Below are 14,723 nucleotides of genomic sequence, written 5' to 3'. Positions count from 1 at the left end.
AAACCTTCGAGTCTTTGTCGCTATCTGAAAAGATGCTAGCCTAGCCCTCATACCTTTCAATTACCACCAAGACACCAAGACACCAAGATTTTATGCCATCCTGAAGCCCTTGGTGCCTTGGTGCCTTGGTGGTGAAAATGTTCCTGGCGTTCTTATCTGAAAGGTGTTGAGCCTAGCTCCTGCTTTCCAAAACACGCTCCTGCTTGCTATCGCCAAAGGCGGTATTCCCGCGCCCCGAGCGTGCCAGCACAATGCGGTAAACAACCAACCCCACCACGCTGATCGCCATACCCCAGTAGAGGTCGCGCGCCCACACGCTTGTGCTGTCGCTGCCGCTGAACAGGCTGTGGCCGATTGCCAGCACAAAACCGCCGAAGCTGAGGTAGTGCAGCGTGCGCCAGGCGCGGAAACCGATCCAGCGCCGCATATAGAAACTGATCGTGACGATCAGAGAAGAATACAGGCTCAGCTGCCCCAGGCCGACCCACAGCGGGCGGTAGTTGCTGCTGGCAAACGGCACCAGCACCTGCGTGATGCTGTATGGCGTGTACTGGTCGCCCAGCAGCACCAGCGCATGGAGCGCGGTGAAGCCGAGGCCGAGCAGGCTGGCATATTCGTGCAAGTCGTTCAGGGTTGGGCCGCCCGGCCAGGCGCGCGCCAGCTTGTTGGTGATCAGCAGGCCCAGCGCCATCGAGAGCCAGAGCAGCGCAAGCGCCACAAAGCCGCTGGCGCGCGTCAGGTACCAGAACATCTTATGATCGGGCGCGGCGATTGAGCTAACCCAGGCGCTCAGCCAGTCGGGGCGCAGCAGCACTGCCACAACGCCGCCAGCCAGCATGAGCGTGACCATGGTGATCAGCGTGACCGTAGGCGCGAGTGCGAGCGCAATATCTTCGACCTCGCTGGCGGACGTGGTGGTGCGGGCCGGCAGCTCGGGCGCGTACACGGAGGGCGGCGCGCTGGTACGTTCGGGTGTTTCTGTCATAGGTTGTATATCCTTGGCATAGGTTGTATCGTAAACGTGCGGCCCGCTGCGAAGGCCGCACGGTTGATGCCAGTTTGGAAGTGGGTGCTGTTAGCGCGACGAGCGCGTGCGAACGCGTGGCGTGGTCTGTTGCTGCGGCTGCTGCTGTTGCGGCTGGGCTTGCGGCAACTGCTGCTGCGGCTGGGTTTGCTGGTCGTCGGTGCCGGGCAATTGCTGCTGGTCATCGCTGCCGGGGAGGCCATCCTGTGGCAGCGTTTGCGGCGCGGTGCCGCCCAGCCCGCCCGATTCGCCGTTGGGTGCGGGGAAGGGGAGTTGCTGTTCGCCCCGGCGGCTGCGGCGGCCAAATGGCGTGCTTGTGTTGGGCAGGGTTTCCTGCTGTGCCCCCTGCTGTTGGGCGGGCGCCTGCGCGATTGCGCCATTCTGCGCGGCGCTTGCGGCACCACTGGTTGTGTCCATTGCGCCGATGGCGGCCCAGCCGCCCAGGGTCGCGGCGATCGATGCCGATGCGATCACGATTTTGGTGCTGGCGATGCCGGCGGAGCGGCGTTTGGGGTTGCGATTTATTGCCACGACTTATCCTTTTGCAGCTATACAATCTGTCGTATGACATACGCAACAACGATTTGCGTATGGCGGTATAGTACGCCGCAATTTTGAGGATATTGCGAAGAAACGCTGAGAAAATCGTGAGGAGCGCGAGTTGGGCGGCAAAGAATAACAAAACCGGCCAGCGGCGCGCTTTGCCACTGACCGGTTGTCGTATCAATGTTGGAATGGAGAAACCAGATTTATCCACAGATTTCGCAGATTACACAGATATGTGGTTCATCATCTGCAAAATCTGCGAAAGGATTTAGGACCAATGCTCATCAAATAAAACCGCCAGGAACGTTTACCACCAAGGCACCAAGACACCAAGGGCTACAAAATGCCATAAAACTTGGTGTCTTCGTGTCTTGGTGGTTATTTGAAAGGTGGTGAATTTAGTGATTTGCCCTCGCCTGATGCAGCCGTGTTAGGCCGTGTAGGGCGCGAACAGATGCGCAAACAGGCGCTCGAACTGCGGCGAGTCGCCGTCGAGCTGGTCGTACAGGTCGATCACGCGCGCAACCTGGTCGCGCCGCCGCCAGATCGCCTGGGCGAAACCGTCGTCGCTCACAATGCCTTCGCCGCGCAGGAATGCGTAGAACTGCTTGAACGAGGTGCACATCTCGCGGGCCGCGCGCGGCGAGTTGTTCAGCACCTTGCGCGGGTAGAAAAAGAACATGCACTCGTCCAGCGTGGCGTAGTCGCCGTCGCTGAGTGAGCGGTCGTAGTAGTTCGCCAGGAAGTCGGCATACAGCCACAAGTCGCCCGTGCGGCTGGCCGCCGTCGATTCGCTTTTGCCCTGCGCGATCAGCGCCTGGTAGAACTGATCCATCAGCTCGTTGCTGCGCGCGGCGGCTTCGCTCTCGTCTTCCTCGTCGTCTTCGCCCCACTCACCGCCCGGGCCGTCATCTTCTTCCCACTCGCCAGTTACCTCAATCGAAAGCATGCCGTCCTGCTCGTAGTTCTGCGCCTCAGTTTCGCTCAGGTCGGGGTCGTAGGTCAGGTCGTGCCCGTTGGGCGTGGCAACCAGCTCGGGCGTCAGCTCGGCAAACAGCTCGGGCTCGCGGCCCAGCAGCTTGTTGAGGTGCCTGGTAAGAATGAACTGCACCTGATCGGGCGTTTCGGCGTTGTTGAGCGCGGCCATCTCGGCAGTGCTGAGCGAGGCCATCAGCTTCTGGGTGGCTTCCACCAGCGCCGGGTTGTCGTTCATGAACTGCTGCATGTCTTCGATGTCTTCGATGCCAAACATTTCGTCGGGCGCGTCGAAGTCGGGCGAGAAGCCGCCATCGCTTTCGTCTTCCCAATCGGCGTCGGCAAAGTCGCCGCGCTCGACGCGCGCCTCAATTGCCTCGGTGTGGTCGAGCAGCATATTCACGGCGGCCGGCTGGATGAGCTGCGAGGTGCCGGCGCGCACATCAAACACAATCTGGCCGGTCGAGGCGCGCGGGGCCATGCCATCCCACAGGCCGCGCTCGGCGGCTTCGCGGCGGCTGGCGCGCAGTTCGGCCTGCAAGGCAGTAATATCTTCGAGCAATTCCTTATCCTCTTCCGCCCAGCCATCGTCGTTCTCATCCTGGGTCAGCAGGTCGAGCGGGCGGCGAAAGCTGCGGTCGGAAATATACATGTCGTCCAGCAGCCGCAAGCGCCGGTCGGCCTCGACAAGCTGCTGCCAGGGGCGGCCGGGGTAGGCAGTGCGCCATGCGGCCTGGGCAATAATCGGCAGAACAATCATATCGGCGGGCAGCAGCGTCGAGCGGTTGCGCGTGATCTGCTCGGCAATTGCGTCGATCAGCTCGCGCTCCTGGCCCGCAACCTCGGCGGCGCGGAATTGCGCGGCCGGCTCGCGTTCGAGCTGCAGGGTGATAGGGTCGGTGGCGGTGACGGTGACAAGAATGCTGTCGCCGGGCTGAAATCGCGTGCGCCGGTACCAGCCGTCGAGGGTTTGCGCGTCAACGGACGAGAAGCTAAAGCCGGGCTGTGCGCCGGGCAGACGCTGCGGGCTGCTGTTCAGCGCGCGGCCACGCTCGTCGAGCAGGCGCGGGTTGGGCATGCGCAGCAGCACAAACGGCTCGATCTTGGCGCGCGCCAGCAGATCGGCGGCGATCTCGTCGGGCGCGGGCACCACGCGGAAGCGCAGACCGCGCAGCACACTGTGGCGCGGCATCAGCTTGCCGCCACCCAGGCGCACCCAGCCGGTCTCAAACGAGTCGTAGCGCAGAATATTGCGAATGCTGGCGAACGGGTCTTTGGCGCGGCTGGGCCGGCGCTCAAGCACGCGCGCAAACACATCGCGCTCGGCAACGATGCCGTCGTATTCATCAGAAAGCTTCAGCAAAATGCTGGAAATAGTTGGTTCAAGTGTCATGGGCGTGCTCCTTGGCCGCGCCTGTGTATTCGCTTTGCCCCTCGCGGCCCCGGCTATTGTAACTGCATCAGGCGTGCCGCGTTGCATTCAGTTCGCCGGCCAGATCAATCTGCTGCCACGACCCGGCGGGTGCCCAGCCGGCGCACTCCTCGGGATGGAGCAATTCAGCCATTAGCTCCAGGCTCTCGACAATGCGCGGGCCGGGCCGGCTGAAAAAGGCATTGCCATCAACTGCGTACACGCGCCCTTGCCGCACTGCCGGCAGCACATGCCAGCCCGGGCGGTTCGGCAGCACGCTGCGCGCTTCCTCGATTGTATGCGCCAGGTCGAAGCCGCATGGCGTGACCACAATCACCTCGGGCGCGAACTCGATCACATCGCCCCACGCCACGCGCCGCGAGTCATGGTGCTTTGTGCCCAATCCTGGGCGGCCGCCGGCAATTTCCACCAGTTCGGGCAGCCAGTGCCCCGGCCCAAAAATCGGGTCGAGCCATTCCAGGCAGGCCACACGCGGCGGCGGCGCGACACGCGCCCCAAGCGCCCGCACGCGCTCGATCCGCACGCGCCACTCGCTCAGCAGCGCGTCTGCGCGCTCGGGCACGCCGGCCGCTGCCGCTACCGTAGCGACTGTCGCCAGCACATCGTCGAGGCTGTTGGGCTCAAGCGAAAGCACCTGCGGGGCGAGGCCGGCGTATTCGGCGCTGACATCACGCACGGCGCGTTCGACCTGGCCGTAGGCCACCGCGCAGACATCGCACAGCGCCTGCGTCAGAATGAGGTCGGGCGCGAGCTGCGCCAGCCGGGCGGTGTCGAGATCGTATAAGCTCAGGCCGGCGCGCAGCTGCTGGCGCACGGCGTGATCAATTTCTTCGGATGTTGCGCCGCTGTGATCAAGCACGCTGCGCGTGACGATTGGCTTGCTGCGCGCCGCCGCAGGGAAATCGCATTCGTGCGTCACCCCAACCAGCGAATCGCCGAGCCCCAGCGCATAAACAATTTCTGTGGTGCTTGGGAGCAACGAAACGATTCGCACGCCCATATCCTTCCTACCCAGCCTGTGCAAAGCGCCGCGGCGGCTACAAGGGTAGCACTCCGCTGGGGCGATGTCAAGGCAAAACGGCACGATCGCCGCGAAGTGTGAGCACACGAACACGGCGCGCGGCACCGGGCGATAAGCCCAGGTGCCGCGCGCCGTGCGCTCTTTTGCTGCGAGTTAGAAAAAGCCTAGCGCCGATACCTTTCAGATAACCACCAAGACACCAAGGCACCAAGTTCTAATGACAATCTAAAGCTCTTGGTGCCTTGGTGTCTTGGTGGTGAAAACGCTCCTGCCATCCTCATTTGAAAATATTGGCCTAGAGCAAGCTCGCCAGCCGGCGTACGCCCTCGTCGATCTGCTCGGGCGTGACGGCGCAGAACGGCAGGCGCACAAAGCGCTCGCCATTCGGCGCCGCGCCCTGGTCGGGGTCGGCGAAGAACGCCTGGCCGGGCGTCAGCACCAACCCGATGTCTTTGGCGCGCTCGACCAGGCCGCTGGTGTTGGCGTCCTCGGGCAGCATAATGCTCACGAAAAAGCCGCCGTCGGGCGCGAAAATCTGCGCGCCGCCCAGGTGCGTTTTTGCTGAGGTGATCATCTGCCCCCAGCGCGGGCGATACAGCGCCTTCAGGCGCTCGATGTTTGGCTGCATCCAGCCGCGCCGGATGTACTCGGCCACGGCGGCCTGCGTGGGCAGCACTGGCGAAAGGTAGGTGTCTTCGCCCATGCGCGTCACCGCGCCAACCAGGCTGGCGGGCGCGAGCATAAAGCCCACGCGGATGCCTGGGCTGAGCAGCTTGCTGAACGAGCTCATGGTGATGATACGGCTGGCGTCGATCGAGCGCAGCAGTGGCAGGTCTTCGCCCTGGTAGCGCAGCTTGCGGTAGGGCACGTCCTCGATCACCCAGAAGCCATAGCGTGCCGCCAGATCAACCACGGCGCGGCGCTTTTCGAGCGAGAGTGTGGCGCCGGCCGGGTTCTGGAAATCGGGCACGAGGTAAAGGAAGGCGGGAACCTGGCGCTTCACCTCGGCCTCCAGCCGCGCCACGTCGATGCCGTCGGACTCGAGCGGGATGCCAATGGTTTGCGCGCCGCGCCGCCGAAAGGTCGTGATCGCGCGGTCGTAGCTGGGCTGCTCGGTCAGCACCGTGTCGCCGGGCTTGATCAGCGTGGCCGAAACCAGATCCTGTAGCTGGAGCGAGCCATTGCCGATCAGGATTTCGTTCTCGGCCACGCCATATTCTTCGGCGAGCTGGCGGCGCAGCGCCGGGTAGCCGGGCTGCTGGCCGTACTGCAAAACCACGGCGGTGTCGTTGTGCAGCGCCGCGTCGAAGCACTGCGAAAGCTCGTCGGTCGGGAAGGCCTCGGGCGGCGGCACGCCGCGCGTAAAGACGATGGTGTCGGCCATGGTTGTTTTCTCCTGTGATACTAACGAAGGACGAAAGACGAAGGACGAAGGACGAATCGGATTGGTATTAAAAGGGCGCAGAATCATCAGGCTCTGCGGTGTACATCGCTTGCTCTTCACGGAGCCAGTGCTGCGCAGGCACCAGATGCTTGCGCATTGTGTGCAGCTTCGCCACAAGCGTTTGTGCGGCGCGGTAAAGTGCGCGTAGCGGCTCTATGTCGGCGGCCAGATTGCGGCGGGCGATCATGTGCTGGCAGGCGATAGTTTCAACGAGTGAGCGGATGGCAAGGCCAAGAAAGCGCGCCTGTTCGGCGTCGGTCTGGCCAATCGAACCTTCGGCGATATTGAGCGAGATTGACGTCGCAGCCCGTATGATCTGCGATTTGAGATTGTATTCTTCGCTGCGTGGCAGCGCGTTAGCAAGCTCATAGACTGCGTCGATATAATCGAGTGAAAGCTGCCAAACCTCAAGCTGTTCGAACTTGAACGGCATACTTGTGCTCCATCATTACTGCAATTGCCTGTCAGCAGATGATACGGGCGCGTTCGTCCTTCGTCATTCGTCGTTGGTCGGCTAGTTTACTATCCCCGTCGAAACCAGCAGCTCAGCGTTGAGCAGCGCGCCGCCGGCTGCGCCGCGAATGGTGTTGTGCGACAGCACGACCATGCGCAGATCGTGGAGGTTGCAGGGCCGCACGCGCCCAACCACCGCGCTCATGCCCCGGCCGGCGTCGCGGTCGCGGCGCGGCTGCGGGCGGTCGGCCTCGGCGCGCACAATGATTGGGTGCTCGGGCGCGGTGGGCAGGCCGCGCACCTGCTCGGGAGCCTGCCAGCCTTCCAGCACGGCAATCGCTTCGGCGGGCGTGGCCTTGCGCCCAAGCGCGAGCGAAAGCAGTGCCGTGTGGCCGTCGATCACCGGCACGCGCGTCACCTGCGCGCTGATACCGATCTGCGCATTCTGTACGCGCCCGCCCTCGACCTGCCCAAGCAGCTTCAGCGGCTCGGTCTCAATCTTGTCTTCCTCGCCGCCATTCCCAATGTTCGGGATAATGTTGTCGAGAATGTCGAGCGAGGCGACGCCAGGGTAGCCCGCGCCCGAAACGGCCTGCAGCGTGGCGGCGTGCATGGCCGTGATGCCGAACGCGTCGTGCAGCGGCTTGATCGCCATCACAATGCCAATCGAGGCGCAGTTCGGGTTGGTGATTAAACAGCCCTTCCAGCCGCGCTCGGCGCGCTGTCGCTCCAGCATCGAAAGATGCTCGGGGTTGACCTCGGGGATGATCAGCGGCACATCCTCGGCCATGCGGTAGGTCGAGGCATTCGAGCAGACCGCTACGCGCTCGGCCCACAGCGGCTCGACCGTCTTGGCGGCGTCGGTGGGCAGGGCCGAAAGCGCCAGCGCCACGTCGGCCACCTGCTCGCTGGGCTGAACAATCATTTTGGCAATATCGGCGGGCGGCGCGTCGTCGAGCACCCAGCGCACCAGCTCGCCGTAGGGCCGGCCAACCGTGCGATCCGAGCCGGTGAGCGCGGCGATTTCGAACCAGGGGTGGCCGGCCAGCAGCTGGATCATGCGCTGGCCCACGGCGCCCGTCGCGCCGAGGATGGCGATTGGGATTTTACGATTGGGCATTGCGGTTCCTTCCTTTATAAGCGTTTGAGCATCATCAGCTCGTCATAATAAATGCCATCGTAGAAAATCGACTCGGGCTCGACGCCGTAGACGCTCCAGCCGTTGCGCAGGTAGAGCTGCAGTGCGCTGGCGTTATTCACCACCACGCCGAGGTGCAGCACGCGCATGCCGAGGTTGCGCGCGTAGTCGGTGCAGGCGTTCAGCAGCGCGTCGGCCACGCCAGTGCCGCGCCAGATCGGGTGCGTATAGACGCTGTAGATCGCGCCGCCGTGGCGCATCTTCAGCGCGTCGTTGCGCGCAAGCATGGTCATGCCCACCAGCGCGTTGGCCGTCTCGGCCACGTACATCACCGTGCTGTCGTCGCCCGCGCCCTTGCGCATGCGCTCCTGCCAGTGTGACAGCGGCAGCTCCGCGCTGGTCGCGTAGTCCGAACCGAACACGGTTGGGTGGTCGCGCAGGGCCTGGAGCCGCAGCGCGCGGAAGTTTTCGGCGTCGCTTTCGCGGGACGGACGGATGGTGACCGGCCCGCGCGGCGTGTCAAGCGTGCTCTGCATTCGTTTCGTCCTTGCGGTAGAAGCCGCGATCCATGGCTTTCTGCGCGCCGATCAGCAGGTTTAATACCTCGTCGCGCAGTGCCGGCACGCGCAGAAAGAAGCTCGGGTCGGGGTACCAGGAGGGCGGGTTGATGCCAAGCAGGACCTGGAAGTACAGGCTGCGCAGAAACGTGGTGGTGTTCTGGTAGGCAATTGTGTTTTCGGGCGCGGCGTAGATCGCCTGCCACTCGCCGTCGGGGTGCGCGACCTGCTCGACCCAGCCTGTGATGGTGGGCAGGTCGAGCAGGTCGCGCTGAAGCACAGCCATGGCAGCGTAACCAAGCCGCTGGTCTTCGTTATACAGAAACGGCTGCTCGGTGGGCTGCATCACGCGCGCGGCAATCGTGCCGAGAATATGCAGAAGCTCGGGCGCGGCGAGGTGGCGACTTTGCGCCAGCACCCACAGCGCGTCGGCGGCGTGCGCGATGGCGTGTGCCCAGCCCTGGCCGGGCAGCTGGCCGCGCGTGTCGCGCTCGGCAACGATGTAGGCGCACACCGCATCCATCCAGCGATGAATGTCGGCGGCTTCGAGGCTCGCGTGCCAGTTGTCGGACTCGATCACCTTGTTCAGCACCAGCGCCGAGAACGAGCGCAGCAGAATGCGCTCGTCGCCCGGCTCGGCAAGGCCGACCTGCAAGTTCGCGGCCAGCGTGTCGCCAATTGCGCGCAGCTCGGCGGGCGGGAACAAGTTATCGCGCACAATCCAGGCGGACAACACCTCGAAGGCGACTTCGTCGCGCAGCCACGGGTCGGGCGAGCCGAGGTAGCCCAATAGCTCGGGCGCCAGCTCGGCGGCGCTGTGCCCCCCAGGAAGTGCGCCGTCGGCATCGACGACGGATTGCCAGAACTCGCGGTTCATTGCGTGCTCCTTTGTGCCAGTTAATAATCCACAGATTACGCAGATTACGCAGATAAGGTCTGTTTAAGCTCAATACCATTCAAATAACCATCAGGTGCTCGCTGAGAGTATTTGTGGCATCCTAAAACCCTCCGTGCCTCTGTGTCTCTGTGGTGAACGTTCTTATCGTCTTTATTCGGATGGTTTAAACCTCGCGCAGATCGACCATGTGCTCGAACAGCTTGCCGGTTTCGACAATCGTCACCGGCGCGTCGCACGCCTCCTCGACTTTCGCGATCAGCTCCAGCACGGGCGCGGTCAGCTCGGCGCGGCTCCTTGCGCCCGTCACCGCCGGGTCGAAGTGGTCGCAGAAGGTCAGCGCGATCTCGGTTGGGCCGTTGAGCATGGCCGCGTAGCGCAGCATATCCCAGGGGATTTCGGCGGCCTTGCGGCGCAGCCGGCCCGTCACCACGCCATACTCGGCAATGCCGCGCTGCCTGATCTCGTCGGCACCCAACTCGCCGGGCAGCGGGCCTGCGCCCACGCGCGAGGGCACCGCCTTGACGACCATCACCGCGCCGCTGATGTTGCGCCAGCTCAGGCCGACATCGTCGGCGGCGGCGGCCACGGTGCAGTTGCCCGACGTCACAAACGGGTAGTCGGGCGAGAGTGCCAGCGAAAGAAAGGTGCCCTGCGAGCACTCGACGATCAGTTGCTCGCGGCGGGCGGTGTCGTTGGCAAGCTGCGCAATGTCAGCCAGGTAGGGTTGAAGTTCGGGAATATCTTTGGCCTGCGGGGCCTGGCGCAGCACGAAATCGGCCTGCGCCGCGCCCGAGCCGCTTTTGGTCGAGCCAACGGTTTCGCTCAGATGCTGGCTGCCCTTCTCGCGGGCGATATGCTCCTCGGTGATGATTGGGCAGCGGTAATCGACCTTGACGCGCTCGGCGAGATTGTAGCGCTCGACCTCGGCTGCGAACACGCGCGGATCGACCGCCACGCCCGAGCCAATGCCCACGGCGGTGCCGCCGTTCATGAAACCGAGCGGCAGCTGGCGGGTGCGGATGGAATTTTCTTCGGTGATGTAGACGCTGTGGCCGGCGTTGGTGCCGATGCCGGCGCGCAGGCAAAGTGGCGCGGCCTCGCGGCGCGACAGGTAGGCGGCAACCTTGCCCTTGCCTGAGTCGCCCCACAGCGCGTCGACAACAATAATAGCTCCCATAATGTGCCTTTCGTTAGCATACGCTGCGCGCTTGCGTGAGGTGCGCCTGCGGCAGCAAGGTGTTGACTATTTTTTGGTTGTGTGGTTTGCGCGCCGCGCAAACGACACAACTGGTTTTTGGCTTCCCAGGTTTTGCGCGCAGCGCAAAACCTGGGAAGAGAGCCGCCGCAGGCAATACGGGCCTGACCGCTCAGGTACAGCACCGCCCGGCGCAGCCGTGTCAGATAGTCAATGCATGAATGGCGCGCACAGCCGCGTCGGCATCGGCGCTGGAGACAACCACGCTGATCGAGCATTCCGAGGAACCCTGCGCGATCGCGATGACATTAATCTTCTGCTCGGCCAGCGCGCCAAATACCTGGCTGGCAACGCCGGGCGTTTCGCGCATGCCCGCGCCCACAGCGGTGACGATCACCACACTTTCGCGCGGCGCGATCCGGTCGACGTCGCGGCGGGCCAGCTCGTTCGCCAGCCCTTCTTCAAGGGCTTTCACGACCGCTGCCGAGGAGTTTTGCGGGATGACAAAGCAGATGCTTTGCTCGGACGACGCCTGCGAGATCATCAGCACGTTCGCGCCGACGCTGGCTACTGCGCCGAAGGTGCGCGCGGCGACGCCGGGCACGCCAATCATGCCGCGCCCTTCGACGGTGATCATGCTCATCGACTTGATGGTTGTGACGGCCTTGATCGGGCGGCCATTCGCCACCGGCTCGGAAACGACCAGGGTGCCGGTGTGCGCGGCGTTGAAGGTGTTGCGGATGCGCAGCGGGATGCCGTGCTCGACCACCGGGCGGATGGTGCGCGGGTGGAGCACTTTCGCGCCGAAGTAGGCCAGTTCGCCCATTTCGGCAAAGGAAATCGTGGGGATGACGCGCGCGTCGGGCGCAAGGCGCGGGTCGGTCGTCATCACGCCATCGACGTCGGTGTAGATCGCGACCTCGTCGGCGTCGAGCGCTGCGCCAATAATTGCGCCGCTGTAGTCGCTGCCGCCGCGCCCGAGTGTCGTCGTCGCGCCGTGCTCGGTCGCGCCAATGAAGCCGGTGATCACCGGCACGATGCCGCGCTCCAGCAGGGGCAGCAGGCGCGCGCGGGTGCGCTCGCGGGTTTGCGGCTGGAGCGGCACGGCGCTGCCGAAGTGCGGCGTGGTCACCACCAGCTCGGTCGCGTCGACGGCCTCGGCGGGCGTGCCCTGCGCGTTCAGCGCGGCGGCCACCAGGCGCACGCTCATGCGCTCGCCCATGCTGGCAATGGCGTCGATTGCGCGCGGCGAGGCTTCGCCCAGCACGCCAACGCTGTGGCACAGAACCTCGAATTCGTCGATTAGCTGCTCGATTGCGGCGCGTGTGGCCGTGGCCGCATCGGCGTCGGGCACCAGCTCCGCCAGCGCAGCGGCGTGCTTCTCGCGCAGCGTGGCCGCCGTGCGCGTGTAGGTCGTCTGGTCGCCACTGGCCGCGCTGCTCGCGCCCCCCAGCAGCAGGTCGGTCACGCCGCTCATAGCCGAAACGACCATCGCGACATGATCCCATTCCTTCAGATGGTCGCGCGCGATGGCGGCAAGCGCGCTGATCGCCGCGGCGTTCCCAACCGATGTGCCGCCAAATTTCATCACTAACAGAGACATACTTTGCTCCTGAAGTGGGCGGCCGGCGGCAGGCGGCACTGGCTGCTGCGGCCACTGTTTGTGAACTTTACCAACCAAGCCAATTGATAATCGAGGGCATATCCGCTGGCACCGACTCGGGCTTGGCGAACTGCTCGACCGCCAGGCCGGGGTCTTTCAGGCCGTGGCCGGTGAGCACTGCCACATAGCGGGCGTCGCGCCCGGCGCGGCCCTGCTCAATCAGCATGCGCAGCCCGGCCACGCCCGCCGCCGACGCCGGCTCGCAGAACACGCCTTCCAGCCGCGCCAGGTCGCGCCACGCCGCCACGATCTGCTCGTCGCTCACCGCGTCGATCAGCCCGCCCGACTCATCGCGCGCGGCGGTGGCGAGCTTCCAGCTGGCCGGGTTGCCGATGCGGATGGCGGTGGCGACCGTTTCGGGGTGCTCGACGGCGTGACCAAGCACGATGGGCGCGGCACCAGCGGCCTGGAAGCCCAGCATCTTCGGGCGGGCGCTGATCTTGCCCGCGTCGGCGTAGCGCTTGAAGCCCATCCAGTAGGCCGAAATATTGCCGGCATTGCCAACCGGCAGACACAGCGCGTCGGGCGCGCCGCCGAGCGCATCGCAGATCTCGTAGGCGGCGGTCGTCTGCCCTTCCAGGCGGAAGGGGTTGACCGAATTGACCAGCGTGACCGGGAAGCGGTCGGACAGCTCGCAGACCGTGGTAAGCGCCTGGTCGAAGTTGCCTTCGAGCACCAGCAGGCGCGCGCCATACATCATCGCCTGGGCCAGCTTGCCCAGCGCAATCTTGCCAGCCGGCACCACCACAATCGCCTCGATGCCGGCGCGCGCGGCATAGGCGGCGGCGCTGGCGGAGGTGTTGCCAGTCGAGGCGCAGATGATCGAGGTCGCGCCGTCTTCAATCGCCTTCGCCACGGCCATGACCATGCCGCGATCTTTGAACGAGCCGGTGGGGTTCAGGCCCTCGTACTTGAGAAACAGCTCGCGCACGCCAAGGGCGGCGGCGAGACGCGGCGCGGCGACCAGCGGGGTATTGCCTTCGTTGAGCGTCAGCATGGGCGTGCGGTCGGTGATCGGCAGGAACTCGCGATAGCGCTCGAGGAGCATACAGCCTCCGATGTACAACTGAAGATTGCTGTGCTGCAGAGACGCGCCTTCTGCAACGTGCAATCGGCATTAAAAAACCCCCCGTCCTTTGCAGGAGGGGGGCGCAAGTCACTGAGCCTCGGGTCGTTCGACCGGTTTACCTCCCACACGCAAATGCCGCGATGCTCGTCATCGCGGTAGTGGTGGTGGTAGTCATGTCAACCCGATAGTTCGCCATTAGTGTTCTCACTTGTGTAGCGCCGCTACTATACTGGCAGCGCCCTTATCTGTCAAGTGGCGTGTTGGCCGTGCCGCGCTGCTGGCTGCGTTCCAGCGCCTGCCCGAGGTCGCGCACGGTCTGGATGGTTTCAAAGCCCACGCCCAGGCTCACCAGCGTCTGCGCGATGCTGGCGCTGATGCCGCTCATGATCGTCTGCGCGCCAAGCAGGCGCACCGCCTGGGCGGTGTTGATCAGCGCGCGCGCCACAGCCGTGTCGATCACGCTGATGCCCGTCACATCCAGCACGACGGTGTGGGCGCGCTGTTGCGAAACGGTGGCCAGCAAGCGGCGCTGAATTGCGTCGACGCGCCGGCTGTCGAGGTTGCCCACCAGCGGGGCCACCAGCACGCCCGGGCCAATCGTGATGATCGGCAGCTCCAGCGACTGCACCAGCTCCAGCAGGCGCAGTTGGTCGGCATTGCGCACCTCGGCTTCGGCGCGGGCGGCTTCGGCTTCGGCGCGGGCGGTTTCGGCTTCGGCGGCGCGCTGTTCCACCAGGGCCAGCGCCTCGGAATGTGCGTTCGTATAGCGGTCGGCAATCAGCCAGATCACCATGATAATTGCGCCCGCGCTCAGCGCCTTGATGATCTCCAGAATGGATGACGCTGCGCTTGGCGCGGGCAATGGTTGCGGAAAGCCCAGCACCATGATCGCGAGCAGGGCGCAGATCGTCGCTGTCAGCAGGGTGATCCTGCGGTTGCCGCTGATGCTCACCAGCAGCACCACAATCGCCAGCACCATCACGGCAAGGATGGACAGCTCGGGCAGAAACAGCCATGCGCCCACCACCGTCAGCACAAAACTCGCGGCCAGTGGCATCACCGCCGCGCCGAGCGGCTGATCGCGCAGGAGCCGCAGGGTCAGGCCGCTACCCATTCCAACCATCAGCACCAGAATGGCATAGGTAATGATGTAGCGATCAAAGGCAATAAGCAGGAACACGCCAGTCAGAAGCAGCGAAACGCCGGCTGCGATCAAAATGATCAGTGCGGACAAGCGCAGGAACTGGCGGCGAGCCGTGCTAAAAGTTGTGTCATTCAAAGTCGTCATAGCACTCTTTACTGGGCGCA

At 64.3% G+C, this 14,723-nt stretch carries 13 protein-coding genes; all 13 read right to left on the bottom strand.

The annotated features are described in order from the left end of the window. Window positions 1–172: 172 nt before the first annotated feature. The gene (locus tag M1P90_RS14445) at window positions 173–985 is read right to left on the bottom strand and encodes a ferric reductase-like transmembrane domain-containing protein (protein WP_483703346.1); all 813 of its coding nucleotides are present in this window, start codon (window positions 983–985) and stop codon (window positions 173–175) included. 90 nt (window positions 986–1,075) lie between these two features. After that, window positions 1,076–1,555, bottom strand: a complete 480-nt coding sequence (locus M1P90_RS14440; protein WP_483703344.1) for a hypothetical protein — start codon at window positions 1,553–1,555, stop codon at window positions 1,076–1,078. A 445-nt stretch (window positions 1,556–2,000) separates the two neighbouring features. Next, window positions 2,001–3,938 (bottom strand): hypothetical protein, encoded by a 1,938-nt coding sequence (locus tag M1P90_RS14435; protein ID WP_483703342.1) that lies wholly within the window; start codon window positions 3,936–3,938, stop codon window positions 2,001–2,003. Between the two features lie 67 nt (window positions 3,939–4,005). Then, entirely contained in the window at window positions 4,006–4,971 is a 966-nt protein-coding gene (locus M1P90_RS14430) for a cobalamin-binding protein (RefSeq protein WP_483703340.1), read from the bottom strand. A gap of 322 nt (window positions 4,972–5,293) precedes the next feature. Further along, window positions 5,294–6,382 (bottom strand): aminotransferase-like domain-containing protein, encoded by a 1,089-nt coding sequence (locus M1P90_RS14425; protein ID WP_483703338.1) that lies wholly within the window; start codon window positions 6,380–6,382, stop codon window positions 5,294–5,296. A gap of 67 nt (window positions 6,383–6,449) precedes the next feature. Continuing rightward, window positions 6,450–6,875, bottom strand: a complete 426-nt coding sequence (locus tag M1P90_RS14420) for a four helix bundle protein (protein ID WP_483703336.1) — start codon at window positions 6,873–6,875, stop codon at window positions 6,450–6,452. Between the two features lie 81 nt (window positions 6,876–6,956). Then, window positions 6,957–8,015 carry an aspartate-semialdehyde dehydrogenase gene (gene asd, locus M1P90_RS14415; protein WP_483703334.1) on the bottom strand — a complete coding sequence of 353 codons (1,059 nt, stop codon included), beginning with the start codon at window positions 8,013–8,015 and terminating at the stop codon, window positions 6,957–6,959. Window positions 8,016–8,029: 14 nt separating this feature from the next. Continuing rightward, the gene (locus M1P90_RS14410; RefSeq protein WP_483703333.1) at window positions 8,030–8,569 is read right to left on the bottom strand and encodes an N-acetyltransferase family protein; all 540 of its coding nucleotides are present in this window, start codon (window positions 8,567–8,569) and stop codon (window positions 8,030–8,032) included. After that, window positions 8,553–9,467 (bottom strand): DUF2785 domain-containing protein, encoded by a 915-nt coding sequence (locus tag M1P90_RS14405; RefSeq protein WP_483703331.1) that lies wholly within the window; start codon window positions 9,465–9,467, stop codon window positions 8,553–8,555. Before M1P90_RS14405 ends, M1P90_RS14410 begins: the two co-directional genes overlap by 17 nt. A 184-nt stretch (window positions 9,468–9,651) precedes the next feature. After that, window positions 9,652–10,665 carry an adenylosuccinate synthetase gene (locus M1P90_RS14400; protein ID WP_483703330.1) on the bottom strand — a complete coding sequence of 338 codons (1,014 nt, stop codon included), beginning with the start codon at window positions 10,663–10,665 and terminating at the stop codon, window positions 9,652–9,654. Between the two features lie 220 nt (window positions 10,666–10,885). After that, window positions 10,886–12,286 (bottom strand): aspartate kinase, encoded by a 1,401-nt coding sequence (locus tag M1P90_RS14395; RefSeq protein ID WP_483703329.1) that lies wholly within the window; start codon window positions 12,284–12,286, stop codon window positions 10,886–10,888. Between the two features lie 67 nt (window positions 12,287–12,353). Continuing rightward, window positions 12,354–13,394: a threonine synthase gene (gene thrC / locus M1P90_RS14390; RefSeq protein WP_483703328.1), complete on the bottom strand. Its 1,041-nt coding sequence runs from the start codon at window positions 13,392–13,394 to the stop codon at window positions 12,354–12,356. A gap of 262 nt (window positions 13,395–13,656) precedes the next feature. Continuing rightward, window positions 13,657–14,703, bottom strand: coding sequence for an STAS domain-containing protein (locus M1P90_RS14385; protein WP_483703327.1), 1,047 nt, complete (start codon window positions 14,701–14,703; stop codon window positions 13,657–13,659). Window positions 14,704–14,723: the final 20 nt, after the last annotated feature.

The organism is Kouleothrix sp. 19917, assembly GCF_057073505.1.
The sequence above is the reverse complement of the archived record's forward strand: the minus strand, read 5'-3'. Positions and strand labels throughout refer to the sequence as shown.

What these genes read in the sequence shown, in the direction of transcription:
- M1P90_RS14445 (WP_483703346.1), bottom strand. Translation starts at nt 985, where the DNA reads ATGACAGAAACACCCGAACGTACCAGCGCGCCGCCCTCCGTGTACGCG.
- M1P90_RS14435 (WP_483703342.1), bottom strand. Translation starts at nt 3,938, where the DNA reads ATGACACTTGAACCAACTATTTCCAGCATTTTGCTGAAGCTTTCTGAT.
- M1P90_RS14425 (WP_483703338.1), bottom strand. Translation starts at nt 6,382, where the DNA reads ATGGCCGACACCATCGTCTTTACGCGCGGCGTGCCGCCGCCCGAGGCC.
- M1P90_RS14420 (WP_483703336.1), bottom strand. Translation starts at nt 6,875, where the DNA reads ATGCCGTTCAAGTTCGAACAGCTTGAGGTTTGGCAGCTTTCACTCGAT.
- asd (WP_483703334.1), bottom strand. Translation starts at nt 8,015, where the DNA reads ATGCCCAATCGTAAAATCCCAATCGCCATCCTCGGCGCGACGGGCGCC.
- M1P90_RS14410 (WP_483703333.1), bottom strand. Translation starts at nt 8,569, where the DNA reads ATGCAGAGCACGCTTGACACGCCGCGCGGGCCGGTCACCATCCGTCCG.
- M1P90_RS14405 (WP_483703331.1), bottom strand. Translation starts at nt 9,467, where the DNA reads ATGAACCGCGAGTTCTGGCAATCCGTCGTCGATGCCGACGGCGCACTT.
- M1P90_RS14400 (WP_483703330.1), bottom strand. Translation starts at nt 10,665, where the DNA reads ATGGGAGCTATTATTGTTGTCGACGCGCTGTGGGGCGACTCAGGCAAG.
- M1P90_RS14395 (WP_483703329.1), bottom strand. Translation starts at nt 12,286, where the DNA reads ATGTCTCTGTTAGTGATGAAATTTGGCGGCACATCGGTTGGGAACGCC.
- thrC (WP_483703328.1), bottom strand. Translation starts at nt 13,394, where the DNA reads ATGCTCCTCGAGCGCTATCGCGAGTTCCTGCCGATCACCGACCGCACG.
- M1P90_RS14385 (WP_483703327.1), bottom strand. Translation starts at nt 14,703, where the DNA reads ATGACGACTTTGAATGACACAACTTTTAGCACGGCTCGCCGCCAGTTC.